The following is a 19,190-nucleotide window of genomic DNA, read 5'->3' as shown; positions in this document are numbered from 1 at the left end:
GATACTGAAATTATGGCACAAGATAAAGAAAATCTCATTTGGATTGATTTGGAAATGACGGGGTTAGATCCCGAAAAAGAGCGAATTATTGAAATTGCAACGATTGTCACCGATAAGAATCTCAATATTTTAGCGGAAGGCCCTGTGCTTGCAGTTCATCAATCCGATGAATTATTAAGCAAAATGAGCGAGTGGTGCGTAAAAACTCATACGGAAAATGGGTTGGTCGAACGGGTGAAAGTAAGTAAATTAACCGAGCGTGCTGCAGAGCTACAAACCCTTGATTTTCTGAAAAAGTGGGTGCCTAAAGGGGCTTCCCCTATTTGTGGCAACAGCATTGCCCAAGATAAGCGTTTTCTTTACAAATATATGCCTGATTTAGCGGATTATTTTCACTATCGTCATTTAGATGTCAGCACGCTGAAAGAGCTAGCGCGCCGTTGGAAGCCTGAAATTTTGGAAGGATTTACCAAAACCAATACCCATTTGGCACTAGATGATATCCGTGAAAGTATCAAAGAATTGGCTTATTATCGTGAACATTTTATTAAATTAGACTAATTCTGTTTATTTTTAAAACAAACAAACTCAATTTAAAAAATTTTGCTTGCATGGTCTAAAAACATTTGTATAATACGCCCTGTTTTCGACAACATGTCGCTACGCGGGAATAGCTCAGTTGGTAGAGCACGACCTTGCCAAGGTCGGGGTCGCGAGTTCGAGCCTCGTTTCCCGCTCCAAATTCTTTTAGGACGCTTTTTTACAGCGTCCTTTTTTATTATTCCCATTAACCATTCCTTATCATTTCATATTTTTCCCCTATTGAAAATCATAAAAGTGCGGTACAATTCGGTCTATTTTTAACGAATCTAAGATCACGCAAGCACATTATGACATCGAATACATTCCGCCAATTTTTACCTGACGAAACCGCGATGATTGCCTTTGGTCAGAAACTGATTTCGGCTATTTGCAGGGTTTCAACCCAAACAGGCATTACCCTTTACTTAAATGGCGATCTTGGTGCAGGCAAAACCACCTTAAGCCGTGGAATGATTCAGGGATTAGGGCATCAAGGTAATGTCAAAAGCCCAACTTATACCTTAGTGGAAGAATATCATTTACAAGGCAAACAGATTTATCATTTTGATTTATATCGCCTAAGCGATCCCGAAGAACTTGAGTTTATGGGCATTCGCGATTATTTTTCGGCTAACAGTATTTGTCTTGTGGAATGGGCAGAAAAAGGAGCCAGATTGCTTGCTGAACCGGATTTAATGGTAAATATTACCTATGTAGATAACGGGCGTGAGATTGTATTGGTGACAAACAGCACGCAAGGTGAACAGATTCTAAACCATTTGAAATAACGTTATTAATAACCCATTTTTCTGAAACTTAGCGTTAGGATTTTGCTGAGATATAACTGGATAATAATGAAAAAAATCGTTCTTTTTTTTACCGCACTTTTGACTTTGACTGTTCAAGCACAACCTTGGACAATTGCTATTGATCCCGGTCACGGCGGCAAAGATCCGGGTGCTATTAGCCGCAATATGCGCCTATATGAAAAAAATATTACTTTATCTATTGCGCGCGAATTAAAAGGATTTTTAGATAAAGATCCTAATTTCCGTGCCGTATTAACGCGCACAGGCGATTACTACATTTCCGTGCCTGAACGTTCTGAAATTGCACGCCATAAAAAGGCCAATTATCTCATTTCTATTCACGCCGATTCTTCTGAAAATCCCGCGTTACGTGGTGCTTCTGTTTGGGTGTTATCTAATCGCCGTGCCAACGATGAAATGGGGCAATGGTTAGAAGATCATGAAAAACAATCCGAGTTATTAGGTGGCGCAGGCAATGTGTTAGCCGAACATAGTAATGAAAAATACCTCAATCAAACCGTATTGGATTTACAATTTGGGCACAGCCAACGAGTGGGTTACGAATTGGGTAATGCGATTTTGCGTAATTTTGCCAAAATCACGACTTTAAGCCGAAACAATCCGCAACATGCCAGCTTAGGGGTATTACGCTCCCCGGATATTCCGTCCGTTTTAGTGGAAACAGGTTTTCTGTCCAATGCGGAAGAAGAAGCCAAATTAAGTACGCCATCCTATCGCCGCCGAATTGCCTATATTATTTATCAAGGCATTGTGGATTATCGCAAACGTAATGGCGGGTTAGATGTGAATACATCCGTAAAAGCACCTGATATTAAAGAAAAAAAATCCGAGAAGAACGAATCTGTCTCCCCGGTAGATAAGGATGATAAAAAAGCCAAAGAAAGCCCAAAAGAGAACAATAAAGATAACAAAGATAAGGCTACCGAAAAAGGCATTAAAGACAGCGGAATCAAGCATACGGTCAAGTCAGGCGAACGTTTGGACATTATTGCGAAAAAATATAATGTCAAAGCCGATGACATCGTGAAATTAAACCAATTAAAACGTAAAGAACTCTTTATCGGGCAAAGTTTACGTATTCCTGATAATGGAAAAAGCGCGGTGAAAACTGAAGAAAAATCGCCAAAAAGCACCCTTAAAGACAGTGGCATTAAGCATACGGTCAAGTCAGGCGAACGTTTGGACACCATTGCGAAAAAATATGACGTTAAAGCCGATGACATCGTGGAATTAAACCAATTAAAACGTAAAGAACTCTTTATCGGGCAAAGTTTACGTATTCCTGATAATGGAAAAAGCGCGGTGAAAACTGAAGAAAAATCGACAGAAAAATCGCCAAAAAGTACCATTAAAGACAGTGGAATCAAACATACGGTGAAATCAGGCGAACGTTTAGACACTATCGCGAAAAAATACGGTGTGAAAGTGGACGATATTGTTGAACTCAATCAGCTAAAACGTAAGGAATTACGAATAGGGGAAAAAATCAACATCCCAGCGGCAACAAAAGCTGAAAAAACTGTAGAAGTAAAATCAGCCCAAGAGAAAACAACAGCCCAAGAGAAAAAAACAACCAAAGAAAAACAAACAGAAAGCAAGCCAAATCCCCAAAAAGAAAAGGCAACAAAAAATACAAAAAAGGAAGAAAGTAACGTTAAAAAGACAAGCAACGCCAAAAATAGCCGCGATGATAGTAAAAACAGCAAAACAAAAGCCGACAAAACGCAAACTGTCCCGAAATATCATGTTATGGAAAAAGATCAAACCATTTACGCTGTAGGTCGATTGTATAATATTTCGCCGGAAAAAATTTTGAAATTAAATCCAAAATTAAAAAATGGCAAAGCGATTGCCGGACAAAAAATTCAACTGAAGGAATAAAATTATGCCCATTCAAATTCTACCACCGCAACTGGCAAACCAAATCGCTGCTGGCGAAGTGGTAGAACGCCCTGCATCGGTTGTTAAAGAATTAGTTGAAAACAGCCTTGATGCGGGCGCGAATAATATTCGCGTGGATATTGAAAATGGCGGCGCCACCCTGATTCGTATTCGCGATAATGGTAGCGGTATTCCGAAAGAAGAATTACCTCTTTCTTTGGCGCGCCACGCTACCAGCAAAATTGCTTGTATGGACGATCTTGAAGCTATTTTAAGCTTTGGCTTTCGCGGTGAAGCCTTGGCTAGTATTAGTTCCGTCTCTCGTTTAACCTTAACTTCGCGTACTGCTGAACAACATGAAGCTTGGCAAGTGTATGTTCAAGGACGCGATCAAGAAAGTACCATTCAACCCGCTTCGCACCCTGTGGGCACAACCGTTGAAGTAGCGAATTTATTTTTTAACACCCCTGCTCGCCGCAAGTTTTTGCGCACTGATAAAACGGAATTTGCGCATATTGATGAAGTCATTCGCCGTATCGCATTGGCAAAACCCAACATTGCGTTTACCTTAACCCATAACGGAAAAATCGTGCGTCAGTATAAAAGTGCGGTGAATGATCAGCAAAAATTGAAACGCGTTGCGGCGATTTGTGGTGAAGATTTTGTGCAACATGCGTTACAGATTGATTGGAAACACGATGATTTGCATTTGTCCGGTTGGGTGGCCACCGCCAATTTTAGCCGCTCGCAAAATGATTTAGCCTATTGTTATATTAACGGACGAATGGTGAAAGATAAGGTGATTAACCACGCTATACGTCAGGCTTATGCGGAACATTTGCACACAGAGCAATACCCTGCTTTTGTGTTGTTTTTGGATTTAAATCCCAATGATGTGGATGTTAATGTGCATCCCACTAAACACGAAGTGCGTTTTCAGCAATCGCGCTTAATCCATGATTTTATTTTTCAAGGAATCAGCAACGCCTTATTCAGTGCGGAACAGCTGGATTTTTCCGCCCCAGACATGGCTGACAACAACATTCAAGAACCCCAAGTATCATACAACTACGCGCCAACGATTAAACCTAATCGCGCAGCGGCAGGGGCAAATCTATTTGAACGCACTTATACTAAACCCAATTATCCTTCTGAACCTACAAAAACAAGTTACGCAGATCGCCCCTCATATTTGCCAAAACAGCCTGATTTTCAACCGCGCTTTCAAGGGGCATCTCATTTGCCGTTAGCACGAGGAACGGTTAGCAAAACAGAACAACGGCTTTATGGGGAATTATTGCAAGGTCATAACCCGAGCGAGCCAACCGCTGCCCCTGTAGTGGATGAAAAAGCAGCAAAATCTATATTACGCGCATTGGCATTAGTGGAAGAAAAAGCCTTGTTATTACAACAGGATAACCAATTTTATCTCTTGCCATTAGCCACGCTACAAAAAGTGTGGTTTGAATTAACCTTAAATTCAACAAGCCCAAAACAACCTTTGTTAATTCCCGTTGTTTTTCGCTTAAATGCGCCCTTACAACAAGCTTGGGAACAGCAAAAAAGCTTTTTTGCACAAATGGGGTTTGACTTTACTGAAAACCGGGAACAGCATCGCATTACCTTAAACAGCGTACCACAATGTCTGCGCCAGCAAAATTTGCAAAATATGGTGATGTCTTTGCTCAATCAAAATCTGACTGAAAGTCATGCCTTTTTCACCGCGCTTTATGAACAAATTGAATTGAGTGAAATTAAAGTCTTTGCAAGCGCGGTTAATTTATTGCAAGAAGTCGAACAGTTAATGGAAGCGCAACCGCATTTTTCCTTAACTTCATTTTTTATTCCTGTGGATTTTAGCGCCTATTTAAGAGAGAAATAAATAATGACGAATAATACATTGCCTACCGCGATTTTTCTTATGGGGCCAACGGCCTCAGGCAAAACCGATCTTGCCATTCAATTACGTCAACATTTACCGGTGGAAGTCATTAGCGTTGATAGTGCATTGATTTATAAGGGAATGGATATTGGCACGGCAAAACCCGGCAAAGAAGAGCTCGCCCTTGCGCCACATCGATTGATTGATATTTTGGATCCTGCCGAAAGTTATTCCGCTATGAATTTTCGTGAAGATGCCTTGCGCGAAATGACGGAAATTAGTGCGCAAGGCAAAATTCCCTTATTAGTCGGCGGTACGATGCTTTATTACAAAGCCTTGATTGATGGGCTATCGCCTTTGCCCAACGCAGATGAAAAAGTGCGGTCGGAAATTGAAGCCAAAGCCGAATTAGTGGGTTGGGCGGAATTACACAAAGCGTTAGAAAAAATCGATCCGGTTTCCGCGGCGCGCATTAACCCCAATGACAGCCAACGCATTAACCGCGCGTTAGAAGTATTTTATTTAACCGGCAAATCGCTCACCGAGCTCACCGAACAAAAAGGCGAAACCTTACCTTACAATGTGTTGCAATTTGCGATTGCCCCTGAAGATCGTGCTATTTTGCACGAGCGCATTGAACTGCGTTTCCATAAAATGATGGAATTAGGCTTCAAAGCGGAAGTAGAAAAACTCTTTGCCCGCTCTGATTTGCATTTGGATTTGCCGTCAATTCGTTGTGTGGGCTATCGCCAAATGTGGGAACATTTACAAGGTCAATATGATTTAGATGAAGCGGTTTATCGTGGAATTTGCGCCACAAGGCAGTTGGCTAAACGACAAATTACGTGGTTACGCGGCTGGAAAACACCGATTACTTGGTTAGATAGCTTGAAAAATGAGCAAAATTTAAAAAAGATCACTCAAGCCTTTGATTTGGCTATGCAACAGCGTTAAAAATTGATATATTGAGACGGCTGTTAGAGATAGACAGTAAATAATTACAATAAATAACAACTATAACTAAGAAGGTAGCAAAATGGCAAAAGGTCAATCATTACAAGATCCTTATTTAAACGCACTTCGCCGTGAACGTATTCCGGTTTCGATTTATCTTGTTAACGGTATTAAATTACAAGGTCAAATCGAATCTTTTGACCAATTCGTGATTTTATTGAAAAACACTGTGAATCAAATGGTTTACAAACACGCAATTTCAACGGTTGTACCGGCTCGTGCGGTATCGCACCATAACAATAACCACAATGGGCAATACCAACAGGCACAACAAGCTGTCAGCTTAGAGACAACTCAAGCGGAATAATGTTGAATCGCGAAAAAGCATCTAATCAAAGTGCGGTGGAAATTCCTGAAATTTTGACCGCACTTTCTCCATTGACAGAAACACAAAATGACAAAGCCATTGTCGTTCATGTTTTCTTTTCTCAAAATAAAAATCTCGATGATTTAATGGAATTCCGGCTTCTTGCGCAATCGGCAAAAGTGGATATTGCACAAGTCTTAACCACATCTCGTTCCACACCACAAGCGAAATATTTTGTGGGGCAAGGCAAAGCGGAAGAAATTGCAGAAGCCGTGGAATTACATCATGCGGATGTCATTTTGGTTAATCATCAACTTACGCCCGCGCAAGCTCGGAATTTAGAAAGTTTATGCCAATGTCGTGTGGTGGATCGCACGGGGTTGATTTTGGATATTTTTGCTCAGCGCGCTCGTTCTCACGAAGGGAAATTGCAAGTTGAATTAGCCCAGTTAAAGCATCTTGCAACTCGTTTAGTGCGTCGTAAAACAGGCTTGGATCAACAAAAAGGTGCAGTAGGTTTACGCGGACCGGGCGAAACACAATTGGAAACCGATCGCCGCTTAATTAAGGTGCGTATTGCACAACTGCAAAATCGCTTGGAAAAAGTGGCGAAACAACGCAATCAAAATCGTCAAACGCGCCAAAAAGCAGATATTCCTACGGTTTCACTCGTGGGTTATACCAATGCGGGGAAATCCACGTTGTTTAATCGTTTGACGCAATCGGATGTGTATGCCGCAGATCAACTGTTTGCCACCCTTGACCCTACATTGCGCCGTTTGCACATTCAAGATGTGGGCACCACCATTTTAGCAGATACCGTTGGCTTTATTCGCGATTTACCGCACGATTTAGTTTCTGCGTTCAAATCCACCTTGCAAGAAACCACAGAAGCCGGTTTGTTGCTTCATGTCATTGATGGCGCAGATACGCGAAAGCTCGAAAATATCACCGCGGTTAATACTGTTTTAGAAGAAATTGATGCTAACGATGTGCCGATGTTGTTGGTGTATAACAAAATTGATGCTTTAGAAAATGTGCGGCCGCATATTGAATGGAATGATCAAAATCAACCGATAGCCGTTTATCTTTCTGCCCAAACCGGCGAAGGCATTGAGCTACTCTTAGACGCAATTCGCTTGCGTTTGAGTGATGAAATACTCAAATTAGCCTTAACGCTTGCGCCTAATCTCGGGCAAATTCGCCATGCACTTTATCAGCTTCATTGTGTTCGTCATGAGCAAATTAGCGAACGGGGCGAATTTGAGTTAGAAATTGAAATTGACAAAGTGGAATGGCTAAAGTTAGTCAAACGTTTTCCGTTGTTAGATCAACATACGCCAAGTGCGGTGAAAAATAGAGAGATTTTCTGACTTTTGCCCCTATACGAGCCGTATAGGGTTCGTGAATCTGAGCCGCTCTGCGGCTCTACTTACCAATACCATATTGCTTCAATTTATTTGCCACCGCGGTGTGTGACACACCTAATCTTGCGGCAAGTTTACGCGTACTTGGGTATTTTGCATAAAATAGCGATAACACTTGTTTTTCATAATTCGCCATAATGTCATCAAGGGTTGCTTCGCCAAATTGCGCTAAATTTATCTCAGTTGACGGGTTAGCTTGTTGGGATTTTAGTTGTAAATTTAAATGAACAATGGAAAGTTGGTTATTTTCAGCCAAGGAACAGGCACGATAAAGCGCGTTATAAAGCTCGCGCACATTTCCTTCCCAAGGGTAATGGTTCAAAAATTCAAGAAAATCCGTATTAAAGCGCGGTGTCTCAATGCGAAGATTTGAGCTAATTTGCGTCACAAACAAATTCACTAAATCCGCCATATCCGCTTGTCGTTCACGCAAAGGCGGTACATCTAGGGTCAACACATTCAAACGATGAAACAAATCACTGCGAACCTTACCTTGTTCCACATATTGCGCCAATGGCACCTGTGACGTACAGATTACGCGAACATTGGCATAATGTTCCTGTTCTTCTCCCACTCGGCGGAAAGAACCGTCTGTCAGAAAACGTAATAATTTAGCCTGTAGCGGTAAAGAAAGCTCCGCGATACCGTCCAACAGCACCGTACCGCCGTCTGCATATTCAAAAAAGCCTTGCGTGGTTTTATCCCCTTTGGCTTGCCCAAACATTTCACTTTCCGCATCTTCACTCGGTAACCCTGCACAGTTTACGGCAATAAATCTGGCGTTGCGGCGCGCGCTCCATTGATGGCAAGCCTTGGCAATTAAATCCTTGCCCGTCCCTGTTTCCCCTTGAATTAACAAAGGGGCATCAAGTTGTGCAAATTTTTTTGCGGTTTCTACCAGTGTACGCATTTTGGGGCTATGTGCCACCAAATCATCAAAAGAAAAGTGCGGTGTATTTTCAGTCATTTTCTTATTCCGTAAAGAAATCTTACCGATAAATGTATGCTCAAAACGGTTAAATGTCAATTTAACTTTACAGCTTTTCCGTTTCTTTTACTTTCATGGGATTTAACACCGTATTTTTTAACACACTCAAGAGCTCTTTTTGAATGTGGCGTAAACGCGGTTTTTCATCAGGTTGGAAGGCTAAAGGACGGCAAAACGCCATCGCCTTAATGCCTAAACGCGCGGTTAAAAGCCCTACGCCTAAACCTTGCGCCACACGAGCGGATAATTTCGCCGTAATGTCTTGCGAGATCCAATCCATCCCCACATCATGCAATAACTCGGTCGCCCCCGCAAAGGCCATATTCAACAGAACCAACTTCATTAAGCGTAAACGACTAAAATAACCTAGCTTAATACCGTAAAGTTTCGCAATTCGATTGACCAAGCGAATATGTCGCCATGCCACAAAAAAGAGATCCAACACCGCGAGTGGACTAATTGCCACCACCGTTGCGCTCTCAATCGCTGCTTTTGTAATTAAGGTTTTCGCCTGTTTATCCATTGGCTTCATGACATTTTGACTGAACAAATACGCAATTTCCTGCCCTGAATGACCATCATGGATTTGTCGTTGCCATTGTAAAAGGTTGGGATGTTGGTTATCTAAATTCAAACTATCCGCCATTTTTTTACAGGTAGCAATACTCTGCTCCGGTGAAGAAATATCACGAAAAATCACCGCACTTTGTGCTTGTAACAGCAAATGTTGACGTAAATGCCGCAAATGCCACAGCTCTTTTATTAAAGCTGAAATGCCCAAGACAATCACAATGCAACCGGCAATAGCAAAGGAAAAATAAATCCACTGTTTTCCTTGCCAACTGTCAATCAGCCATTGAATAGATTGCGCGACTGTCCCGCCAAGAAATAAGGTTACCGCGCTCCAAGCAACAGGTTTCCACCAACGCGATTTAGGGTTTACCGCTTGCTCAAACTGCTCAGTAAGCAACTCGCCTTCAAGTGCTTCTGTATTGCTTTCTTGCTCGGTTGTATCGGGGGTGATTTCCGCATTATTGGAAAATTCTTTTTTGGGTTGAAAATGCGCTTGCTTTTGTTCTGATACAGATTGAGTAAAAATGATTTTATCTTTCATATCTCTCTCCAAATTAATGATCTAAATCACAAAACCAACATTTGCTACTGTTCTAAATAACGCTAAAGTGTTAGAATTTTGCCATTCTTTTTTCATTTCATTTATTAAAGGTGATTATATGACATTTCGTATCGAAAAAGACACTATGGGCGAAGTTCAAGTTCCTGCGGACAAATATTGGGCGGCACAAACTGAACGTTCACGCAATAACTTCAAAATTGGCCCTGAAGCGTCAATGCCAAAAGAAATTATCGAAGCTTTTGGTTATTTGAAAAAAGCCGCTGCTTTCGCTAACCACGATTTAGGGGTATTACCTGTTGAAAAACGCGATTTAATCGGACAAGCTTGTGATGAAATTTTAGCCGGTAAATTAGATGGCGAATTCCCATTAGTTATTTGGCAAACCGGTTCCGGTACGCAATCAAACATGAACTTAAACGAAGTGATTGCAAACCGTGCACATGTTATCAATGGCGGTAAATTAGGCGAAAAATCGATTATTCACCCAAATGATGATGTGAATAAATCACAATCTTCAAACGATACTTACCCAACTGCAATGCACATTGCGGCATACAAAAAAGTGGTTGAAGCCACTATTCCTGCGGTAGAACGTTTACAAAAAACATTCGTGGCAAAATCAGAAGCCTTTAAAGATGTGGTAAAAATTGGTCGTACGCACTTAATGGATGCAACACCATTAACATTAGGTCAAGAATTCTCTGCTTATGCAGCACAATTACATTTCGGTTTAATCGCCTTAAAAAATACCCTTCCACACTTACGCCAAATGGCATTAGGTGGTACAGCAGTAGGCACAGGTTTGAACACACCTAAAGGTTATGATGTGAAAGTGGCTGAATACATTGCAAAATTCACCGGCTTACCATTCATCACGGCGGAAAACAAATTTGAAGCCTTAGCGACTCACGATGCTATCGTTGAAACGCACGGTGCATTAAAACAAATCGCCATGTCATTATTCAAAATTGCTAACGACATCCGTTTATTGGCATCAGGCCCACGTTCCGGTATCGGCGAAATCTTAATTCCTGAAAATGAACCGGGTTCATCAATTATGCCGGGTAAAGTAAACCCAACTCAATGTGAAGCGATGACCATGGTGTGCGCACAAGTATTAGGTAACGACACAACCATTTCATTTGCAGGTTCACAAGGTCATTTCCAATTGAACGTATTTAAACCGGTAATGGCGGCGAACTTCTTACAATCAGCGCAATTATTAGCGGATGTTTGTATTTCATTTGATGAACACTGTGCAACAGGTATCGAGCCAAACTATCCACGCATTAAACAACAATTAGATAATTCGTTAATGTTAGTAACGGCGTTAAATACCCATATCGGTTATGAAAATGCCGCGAAAATTGCGAAAACTGCACATAAAAATGGTACAACCTTAAAAGAAGAAGCGATCAACCTTGGTCTTGTATCAGCGGAAGACTTCGATAAATGGGTTCGTCCGGAAGATATGGTTGGCTCATTAAAATAATGCGTTAAAATCAGCATAAAACGAAAAAGGCAACGGCAGTTGCCTTTTTTATTCCCATAAGACTTGCTATAATCGGCACAGTTTAACCTTGTTTTTCTGAGATTATTTATGTCGCTCAAATTATTCTTTAGCGCAATTTTATGCCTAATTTCCACCGCACTTTCTGCACATTGGCAACCTGTAGGCAAAGCAGATTATAACTGGGGGCCGTTCCATGTTTACACCGTCTCGCTCTATAGCGAAAATGGGGAATACAAAGAAAACCAAACCCCGGTGATGCTGAGCGTGGACTATGCGAAACCCGTTGAAGGTAAAAATTTTGCGATTACCTTAATTAAAGAAATGGATGCCTTGCACATCGATAATGAAAAAAAAGAAAAATGGCTTAAAGTATTGCAAAGCACATTACCCGATTTCTCGCCTAATGATCGTTTAAGCTACATTGTTTTAGACCATAAGGGCTATTTTGTTTTAAATGATCAAATTCTTGAATATCAATTTGATGAAGAATTTAACCGCGCTTTTATGGATTTATGGCTCTCAGGTAAAACTGCATTTGCACCATTAAAAGATCCCTTAACGGGAAAAACCAAAGTGGACACCACGCAACCAACACCCAAACAACCTGAAAGTGTACCGATGCAAGAAGATGATGCAAGTCCGCAGCTTCCACCACGTTATGAATTGGATTTGAAGAAAGAGACAGGGGCTTAACAGAATATAAAAACGCGCTTTAACTGAATGAAGCGCGTTTTTTATTTAACTATTCTGAATAGTTTCTAATCTTAAATAACAATTTTAGTTCAAAACTTGTGTAATAGACAAATTTATAATTATGGAGACCGCATATAGTTGGCAATTAAAAGGTGTAATAGCAATTACTCAAACCACTGACAAAGTGCTTTTTCTAAACGTTTCATCCCTTCTAAAATTTCGCTTTCCGTAATATTCAACGCCGGGGCAAAACGTAATACATTCGGGCCCGCCACTAAAATCATCAAACCGTTTTCGGCACAAGCCGTGACAAATTCACCGGCTTTCGCGTGATACTTCTCAATAAGTTCTGCGCCAATGAGCAAGCCTTCGCCACGAACATCCGCAAACAAGCCCAATTTTTCGTTTAACTGACGTAATTGAGCTTTAAAAAATTCGCCCGAAGCATTCACATTTGCCAAGAATTTTTCATCTGCAATAATATCCACCACTTTCGCACCGACCGCACAAGCCAAAGGATTACCGCCAAAGGTGGTACCATGCACGCCTGGTGCAAAGCTTTTCGCAATTTCTGTGGTTGTCATCATTGCACTCATCGGGAAACCATTGGCTAAGGCTTTTGCCGAAGTCAAAATATCAGGTGTCACACCGTATTTTTGATAAGCATAAAATGCCCCTGTACGCCCCACGCCCGTTTGCACTTCATCAAAAATTAACAAAGCATTATATTGGTCGCAAAGTTCACGCAAGCCCTGTAAAAACGCTTTGGTTGCAGGAATAACGCCACTTTCACCTTGTACCGGCTCAACAATAATGGCGCAAGTATGATCATCAATCACCGCTTTCACCGCATCTAAATCATTAAATGGCACGTGAATAATCCCGGCAGGTTTCGGGCCAAAACCGTCAGAATATTTAGGTTGACCGCCCACGCTAACGGTAAATAATGTACGTCCGTGGAAACTTTGCTTAAAAGAAATAATGTTATATTTTTGCGCACCAAAATGATCGACTGCATAACGGCGCGCCAATTTTAATGCGGCTTCATTGGCTTCCGCCCCTGAATTGGCAAACATCACGCGCTCAGCAAAGGTGTTTTTAACCAGCTTTTCGCCCAACGCTAGCGTGGTTTCACTGGTAAACCAGTTGCTCGAATGCCATAATTTTTCACCTTGTTCTTTCAGCACCGCCACCACTTCATCATGGCAATGCCCCAAAGCATTTACCGCAATACCGCTGGTAAAATCAATATACTCACGCCCGTCCTGATCCCACACGCGGCTCCCCTTCCCTTTAACCGGAATAAAATTTGCAGGGTTATAATTTTGGATCATCACTTCGTTAAATGTTTCGCGAGTATACTGTGTCATTGTGTTCTTCCTTGTTTTGTAAAAATAAATTGGTTTAATTTGGGATTTAGCATAATTCCTTTTGATTAATTATGCAATTATTTTGAATAAAAATTCAATCAATCCGTTCCGCCCACCGTAATTTTCTCAATTTTACACACGGGTTGACCAACACCAACAGGGACACTTTGTCCATCTTTGCCACAAACGCCAATGCCGTGATCGATTTCTACCTGATCGCCGACCATTGAAATTTGCTGCATCACTTCAATGCCGTTACCAATCATCGTAGCGCCTTTAACCGGCTTGGTGATTTTTCCTTTTTCAATTAAATAGGCTTCCGACATCGAAAAGGTAAATTTCCCCGACGTAATATCCACTTGCCCGCCACCAAAGTGCGGTGCAAAAATCCCCTGTTCTACGGAAGCAATAATGTCATCAAATTTGCTTTCGCCGGCTAACATATAGGTATTGGTCATACGTGGCATTGGCAAATGCGCATAGCTTTCGCGGCGACCGTTACCGGTGGGTTGCATGCCCATTAAACGCGCATTCATCTTATCTTGCATATAGCCTTGCAAAATACCGTTTTTAATCAACATATTACATTGACTTGGCGTACCTTCATCATCCACCGTAATCGAACCGCGGCGATTTGGCAACGTGCCATCATCCACAATCGTACATAAAGGGGAAGTCACCAATTCCCCGATTTTGCCGGTAAATAAAGAACTTTCTTTGCGGTTAAAATCCCCTTCCAAACCATGTCCAACAGCTTCGTGTAACAATACCCCGGGCCAGCCCGCCCCCAACACCACAGGCATTAACCCCGAAGGTGCAGCCACCGCGCTAACATTCACCAACGCCTGACGAACTGCTTCTTTGGCGAAATATTTTGCGCGCATTTCCCCTTGAAAATCTTCAAAAAACCATTCCAAACTCATACGACCGCCCACACCTGACGAACCGCGTTCACGTTTGCCGTCTTTTTCCACCAACACCGAAATCGACAAACGAATTAAGGGGCGAATATCCGCCGCTAAAGTACCGTCAGTAGCCGCCACGAGCATTTCTTCATAAAGTGCGGTCAAATTTGCCGTCACTTTCGTCACATAAGGGCTTTCCGCCCGCGCGGTCGCATCCACCAAACGCAACAACTCGATCTTTTGCACTTTTGAAAGGGTATCCAACGGATTAATCGCCGCATAACGTTGCACCGCATGGACTTCATTAAAGCGCAACGGCTTCAAAATATTGCCTTGGCTTGGGCTGGCAATCCCTTTCACCGCATTGGCGCATTGTTGTAAATTCGCTAAATTAATTTGATCGGAATAAGCAAAACCTGTTTTCTCACCCGACACCGCGCGTACACCAACGCCACGATCAATATGAAAACCACCTTCTTTAATAATGCCGTCTTCTAACACCCAGTTTTCATCTTGGCTGAGTTGAAAATAAAGATCCGCATAATCAATTTGGCGGTGTGACATTAAATCAAAGGTATTTTGAAGATCCACAAGCGTCAAGTTGCTTTGGGTCAGTAGGGAATTCTGGGTCATTTTTAACATGATTTTCTCGTTAAGTTAAATTGGATTTTGCCGCAGGCAATAAAAGTGCGGTGGATTTTATCATAGTTTTAAAACTTGAAACACCGCCGGTGTCCATTGTGACGACAGTGTGGGATGTTTTGTACGGGCGAAATATTTTTCGCCCCTACGGCTAATTCATTGAAATCATTGGAAAAAATGTTTTTGTAGGGACACACTGCGTGTGTCCGTTATCAACATTGTTACATACTATTGATTTTATTAATATTTTCGGACACACGCAGTGTGTCCCTACAATATTAACTGCGATAAAAAATGCGGCGAATTTCGCCGCACTTTGGGTTATGTTGGGGAATTAAATGACTTCAATGCCATTTTCGACCCAAACTTGGGTGTTACTGTTATTGTAGGTATAAACATTGTAGGTTACTGCACAAAAAAGTAGTATTTTGTCTCAACTGTAAATTTCGTGTTTTTTTCTGTTTTATTTTTTGTTATTTTTTAAAAAAGTCTTTACGGAAGTAAAAAAAGGAGACCGCAATGAAAACATTTTCCTATCGTTCCGTTTCTGCGCTTATTTTGACCGCGCTTTTGGCAACAACGCCGGCAAAAGCAGAAACCTTAAAAAATTTATTACAACAAAATTTAACCGGTGCGCCGGAAGTGAAAGAAGCCCTTGCGGATGTGGAAGCGGCGAGAAATCGAACAGAACAAAGTAAATCTGCGCATTTCCCCACCGTTAGCGTTACAGGCAGTAAATCATTGAGCCAATATCATCAAGATAAAAACGATTACACGTCGAAAAAAATTATTCCGGGTGTCCAAGCGGAAATGAATTTATATGCCTTTGGTGCCATTGAAAAAGACGTTGAACGTAGTCGCAAGGAAGAAGAATATTATCGCCATAACCACGCGGCAACGCGCGAGGAATTAGGTTATACCATCGGGCAATTGTATTTAACGGCGTTAAATATGCGTGAATCCATTGCGGTGATGGAACGTAGTTTGGCGCGCCATCAGCGTATTTTGCAAGACCTTGCTGTGGTGCTGGAAAATGACGAAGGGCGCGAATCGGAGTTTGTGCAAGCGGAAACGCGGATGTTGATGGTGCAACAGGAAATTAACACCTATCAGCAAAAATTAGCGGCTACGTTGAACACGCTGTCCAAATATCACCATAAAAAAATTGCGGCAAATACCTTGAGTGACCCCTTTGCCCAATTAAGTGCGGATGAACTTTATCATAAATACAGCTTGACGGATAAAGCCCGGAATCCGCTTTATCAAGCGGGTGCCGCGGATTTGGAAGCGCGGAATTTGTCGTTGCAAGCCGAAGAGAAAAAACGTTTGCCACGGGTGAATTTGGTGGGTTCCGCAACCCGTGAAGACCGTCAAATTGGGGTGCAAGTGGCTTGGGATGTGTTCGACCGCGCCTCTGATTACACCGTGCGCGAGCGCGCCAGTGCCATTGCCGCCGGTCACGAACGTTTATTACGTACCGCACGAGATTTGGAAGAAAGTGCCGCCTTGGCGAAAATTAATATTCAGGAAAGTCAGGCACAATTAAAAACCTTAAAACGTCAAATTGCGGCATCGGAAAAAGTGGTAGATTTTTATCGTTTGCAATTTGATGTGGCACGCCGTTCGTTGTTAGATGTATTAAACGCGGAAAAAGAATTATCTAATGCAGAATTGGCTTATAGCAATACGCAACATAATTTACGTCAATCTAAATTAGATTATTTATATACCCAAGGGATGATTTCCGCTTGGAGCGGCATTAAAAATCAAGAAATCAAATTAAATTTTAAATAGCTTATGAAACAAATTATTGAAACACTTTCTCTTGCTACAAGATTATTGGGGGCTAATTTATCGGTCGCGACCTTAGCCGCCCATACCTTACGCACGAAAGATAATAGTTTAGACTTGAGTTCTTTGCGTGAATATTTAAAAAGCGAGGGATTTGAAAATACCTTATCCAAACGTCCGTTAAATGAAATTCCTTCTTTAGCTGTGCCGGTTTTATTATTTTTACAAAATGAAGAAGCAGCATTGGTCACTGAAATTCAGGAAGATGATGAAGGTCGCCGTTATAAAATTCATTTACCGGATAATTTAACACGTTGGGTGAGCGAAGAAGAATTAAACAAAAATTATTTACAACATTGCTGGTTTATTAAGCCACGCGATAGCGTAGATACACGTTCTGAGTTGCCTGAATATAAATTACCTAAGGCGTGGTTTTTTAAAGTTATTTGGCGTTTTAAGAGCTATTATTATCAGGTTTTATTAGCCAGTTTTATTATTAACTTTTTAGCTTTAGTCAGCTCTTTATATGTGATGAATGTTTATGATCGCGTTGTGCCAAATAAAGCTTATGGAACCCTTTGGGTATTAAGTATTGGCGTGATTACAGCAATTATTTTTGAATTAATGGCGAAATTATTACGCGCTTATTTAACGGATATTGCAGGTAAAAAAGCGGATTTAATTATTAGCTCTGCCTTATTTCGGCGTGTATTAAATATTAAATTACAAGAACGCCCTGTTTCTTCGGGTTCTTATGCCAATAACTTGCGCGATTTTGAATCCGTTCGTGAATTTATGACCAGCGCCAGTTTATTAACTTTAGTAGATTTGCCGTTTTTATTTTTATTTATTTTTGTGATGTTTTTGGTGGCGGGGAAATTAGCCTTTGTGCCGTTAACCATTATTCCCGTTGTAATTATTGTGGGTTTATTGGCACAAATTCCACTTTCTCGTTTTATTAATGAATCCATGCGCGAAAGTTCACAACGCCAAGGTTTAACCGTTGAAGCCATTGAAGGGTTGGAAACCTTAAAAACCAATAATGCGTTTAATTGGGCGCAAAAACGCTGGGATTTTTTCACGGCAAAATCCGCCGCGTCATCCATCAAAGTGAAAAACATCAGTAATTTTGTGACCAATTTCACCATGATGATGCAACAGCTGAATACGGTTTTCCTTGTGTTAACAGGGACTTATCTGATTCATAGCGATAATCCGTCAGAAAAAATCACCATGGGGGCGTTGATTGCTTGTGTGATTTTATCCGGTCGCGCTTTAGCCCCCTTGGGGCAAATTGCCGGACTTGCCATTCGTTTTCAACAGGCGTGGTTGGCGTTAAAAGGGGTAAACGGAATTGTGGAACGTGCTACGGATAGAGATAGCGAGCGGAATTATGTGACCCTGAGCCATATTCAAGGTGCGGTCAAATTTCATCATGTTTCTTTTGGCTATAGCAAAGACGGCGAACCCACGGTGAATAATTTGGATTTGACCTTACAGCCGGGGGAGAAAGTAGCCATTTTAGGAAAAATCGGTTCCGGTAAATCCACCATGTTGAAATTAGCCGCGGGGTTGTATGAACCGCAACAAGGGAATATTAGCCTTGATGATGTAGATCTTCGCCAAATCGATCCGCACTTTTTGCGCAATCAAGTGGTGTTGTTGGAACAAAATCCGCGCTTATTCCTTGGGACATTGCGTGAGAACTTGGATTTAGCGCGTATGGACGGTTTTTCAACGGATCAGGATTTACTGAATGCCCTTGCGCGATTTGGCTTAATTGATTTGATCCGCCAACATCCCCGTGGTTTAGATATGCCCCTTGGGGAAGACGGTTTAGGGCTTTCCGGCGGTCAAAAACAAATGGTGGCGTTGGCGCGGATGACGCTAAAAGACCCGCGAGTGGTGTTGTTAGATGAGCCTACAACAGGCTTAGATCAAACCTCGGAAGTTTATGCTTTGCGAGCCTTGGCGCATTGGTGTCAATCTCGTACTTTGGTTGTGGTCACGCACCGTTCGCAAGTCTTGCAGTTGGTCAATCGTATTGTGGTGGTTGAAGATGGCAAAGTGGTGTTAGACGGCCCCCGTGATGCGGTATTGAAACATTTGTCGGCGAAAGAAAAGCAACCGGCTACACAAGAAACGCAGAAAATACAAGAAACACAAGAGACACAAAAGTAATGATAACCGCGACAGGCGATCGAGTTCTGTCGCAAAATCAGTGATTTTC

At 41.7% G+C, this 19,190-nt stretch carries 15 protein-coding genes and 1 tRNA gene; 12 read left to right on the top strand and 4 right to left on the bottom strand.

Features of this window, described 5'->3' with window-relative positions; genetic code table 11:
* Positions 1–12: 12 nt before the first annotated feature.
* The 8 genes from orn to hflX all read left to right on the top strand — a co-directional run bounded on the left by orn (position 13) and on the right by hflX (position 7,869).
* Positions 13–561, top strand: a complete 549-nt coding sequence (gene orn / locus E7T07_RS01960) for an oligoribonuclease (protein WP_135709252.1) — start codon at positions 13–15, stop codon at positions 559–561.
* Between the two features lie 103 nt (positions 562–664).
* Positions 665–740, top strand: a tRNA-Gly gene (locus E7T07_RS01955).
* 150 nt (positions 741–890) lie between these two features.
* Positions 891–1,370 (top strand): tRNA (adenosine(37)-N6)-threonylcarbamoyltransferase complex ATPase subunit type 1 TsaE, encoded by a 480-nt coding sequence (gene tsaE / locus E7T07_RS01950; protein ID WP_135709251.1) that lies wholly within the window; start codon positions 891–893, stop codon positions 1,368–1,370.
* 66 nt (positions 1,371–1,436) lie between these two features.
* Complete coding sequence (locus tag E7T07_RS01945) at positions 1,437–3,293, top strand: N-acetylmuramoyl-L-alanine amidase (protein WP_135709250.1); 1,857 nt, start codon at positions 1,437–1,439, stop codon at positions 3,291–3,293.
* Between the two features lie 4 nt (positions 3,294–3,297).
* Positions 3,298–5,175, top strand: a complete 1,878-nt coding sequence (gene mutL / locus E7T07_RS01940; protein WP_135709249.1) for a DNA mismatch repair endonuclease MutL — start codon at positions 3,298–3,300, stop codon at positions 5,173–5,175.
* Positions 5,176–5,178: 3 nt separating this feature from the next.
* Entirely contained in the window at positions 5,179–6,129 is a 951-nt protein-coding gene (miaA, locus tag E7T07_RS01935; protein WP_135709248.1) for a tRNA (adenosine(37)-N6)-dimethylallyltransferase MiaA, read from the top strand.
* 82 nt (positions 6,130–6,211) lie between these two features.
* Entirely contained in the window at positions 6,212–6,496 is a 285-nt protein-coding gene (gene hfq, locus E7T07_RS01930) for an RNA chaperone Hfq (protein ID WP_135709247.1), read from the top strand.
* Entirely contained in the window at positions 6,496–7,869 is a 1,374-nt protein-coding gene (gene hflX, locus E7T07_RS01925) for a ribosome rescue GTPase HflX (protein ID WP_135709246.1), read from the top strand. The genes hfq and hflX overlap by 1 nt, the downstream gene beginning before the upstream one ends.
* Before the next feature lie 55 nt (positions 7,870–7,924).
* On the opposite strand, the gene E7T07_RS01920 is transcribed toward hflX, so the two are convergent.
* On the bottom strand, positions 7,925–8,890 hold the full coding sequence (locus E7T07_RS01920) for a sigma 54-interacting transcriptional regulator (RefSeq protein ID WP_135709245.1): 966 nt from the start codon (positions 8,888–8,890) through the stop codon (positions 7,925–7,927).
* A gap of 67 nt (positions 8,891–8,957) precedes the next feature.
* Positions 8,958–10,025, bottom strand: coding sequence for a TIGR01620 family protein (locus E7T07_RS01915; protein WP_135709244.1), 1,068 nt, complete (start codon positions 10,023–10,025; stop codon positions 8,958–8,960).
* A 118-nt stretch (positions 10,026–10,143) separates the two neighbouring features.
* Between E7T07_RS01915 and fumC the strand changes: the two genes are divergently transcribed.
* Both fumC and E7T07_RS01905 read left to right on the top strand, forming a co-directional pair.
* Entirely contained in the window at positions 10,144–11,538 is a 1,395-nt protein-coding gene (fumC, locus tag E7T07_RS01910) for a class II fumarate hydratase (RefSeq protein ID WP_135709243.1), read from the top strand.
* 108 nt (positions 11,539–11,646) lie between these two features.
* Positions 11,647–12,252, top strand: coding sequence for a hypothetical protein (locus tag E7T07_RS01905; RefSeq protein WP_135709242.1), 606 nt, complete (start codon positions 11,647–11,649; stop codon positions 12,250–12,252).
* Between the two features lie 164 nt (positions 12,253–12,416).
* On the opposite strand, the gene E7T07_RS01900 is transcribed toward E7T07_RS01905, so the two are convergent.
* Both E7T07_RS01900 and tldD read right to left on the bottom strand, forming a co-directional pair.
* A complete protein-coding gene (locus E7T07_RS01900; RefSeq protein ID WP_135709241.1) occupies positions 12,417–13,622 on the bottom strand; it encodes an aspartate aminotransferase family protein in 1,206 nt (401 codons plus the stop codon).
* A 98-nt stretch (positions 13,623–13,720) separates the two neighbouring features.
* Positions 13,721–15,169 carry a metalloprotease TldD gene (gene tldD, locus E7T07_RS01895; protein ID WP_135709240.1) on the bottom strand — a complete coding sequence of 483 codons (1,449 nt, stop codon included), beginning with the start codon at positions 15,167–15,169 and terminating at the stop codon, positions 13,721–13,723.
* Between the two features lie 519 nt (positions 15,170–15,688).
* Here tldD and E7T07_RS01890 point away from each other — a divergent pair.
* On the top strand, positions 15,689–16,963 hold the full coding sequence (locus E7T07_RS01890; RefSeq protein ID WP_135709239.1) for a TolC family protein: 1,275 nt from the start codon (positions 15,689–15,691) through the stop codon (positions 16,961–16,963).
* A gap of 3 nt (positions 16,964–16,966) precedes the next feature.
* Positions 16,967–19,141 (top strand): type I secretion system permease/ATPase, encoded by a 2,175-nt coding sequence (locus E7T07_RS01885; RefSeq protein WP_135709238.1) that lies wholly within the window; start codon positions 16,967–16,969, stop codon positions 19,139–19,141.
* Positions 19,142–19,190: the final 49 nt, after the last annotated feature.

It is taken from the genome of Actinobacillus porcinus, assembly GCF_901764995.1.
GTDB lineage: Bacteria > Pseudomonadota > Gammaproteobacteria > Enterobacterales > Pasteurellaceae > Exercitatus > Exercitatus porcinus.
This window is presented reverse-complemented; position numbering and strand designations above follow the sequence as displayed.

Excerpts from the sequence above, each read along its gene's own strand:
- tsaE (WP_135709251.1), top strand. The coding sequence starts at position 891 with ATGACATCGAATACATTCCGCCAATTTTTACCTGACGAAACCGCGATG.
- tldD (WP_135709240.1), bottom strand. The coding sequence starts at position 15,169 with ATGTTAAAAATGACCCAGAATTCCCTACTGACCCAAAGCAACTTGACG.
- fumC (WP_135709243.1), top strand. The coding sequence starts at position 10,144 with ATGACATTTCGTATCGAAAAAGACACTATGGGCGAAGTTCAAGTTCCT.
- E7T07_RS01915 (WP_135709244.1), bottom strand. The coding sequence starts at position 10,025 with ATGAAAGATAAAATCATTTTTACTCAATCTGTATCAGAACAAAAGCAA.
- miaA (WP_135709248.1), top strand. The coding sequence starts at position 5,179 with ATGACGAATAATACATTGCCTACCGCGATTTTTCTTATGGGGCCAACG.
- E7T07_RS01890 (WP_135709239.1), top strand. The coding sequence starts at position 15,689 with ATGAAAACATTTTCCTATCGTTCCGTTTCTGCGCTTATTTTGACCGCG.
- E7T07_RS01900 (WP_135709241.1), bottom strand. The coding sequence starts at position 13,622 with ATGACACAGTATACTCGCGAAACATTTAACGAAGTGATGATCCAAAAT.
- orn (WP_135709252.1), top strand. The coding sequence starts at position 13 with ATGGCACAAGATAAAGAAAATCTCATTTGGATTGATTTGGAAATGACG.
- E7T07_RS01905 (WP_135709242.1), top strand. The coding sequence starts at position 11,647 with ATGTCGCTCAAATTATTCTTTAGCGCAATTTTATGCCTAATTTCCACC.
- mutL (WP_135709249.1), top strand. The coding sequence starts at position 3,298 with ATGCCCATTCAAATTCTACCACCGCAACTGGCAAACCAAATCGCTGCT.
- hfq (WP_135709247.1), top strand. The coding sequence starts at position 6,212 with ATGGCAAAAGGTCAATCATTACAAGATCCTTATTTAAACGCACTTCGC.
- E7T07_RS01920 (WP_135709245.1), bottom strand. The coding sequence starts at position 8,890 with ATGACTGAAAATACACCGCACTTTTCTTTTGATGATTTGGTGGCACAT.
- E7T07_RS01885 (WP_135709238.1), top strand. The coding sequence starts at position 16,967 with ATGAAACAAATTATTGAAACACTTTCTCTTGCTACAAGATTATTGGGG.
- E7T07_RS01945 (WP_135709250.1), top strand. The coding sequence starts at position 1,437 with ATGAAAAAAATCGTTCTTTTTTTTACCGCACTTTTGACTTTGACTGTT.
- hflX (WP_135709246.1), top strand. The coding sequence starts at position 6,496 with ATGTTGAATCGCGAAAAAGCATCTAATCAAAGTGCGGTGGAAATTCCT.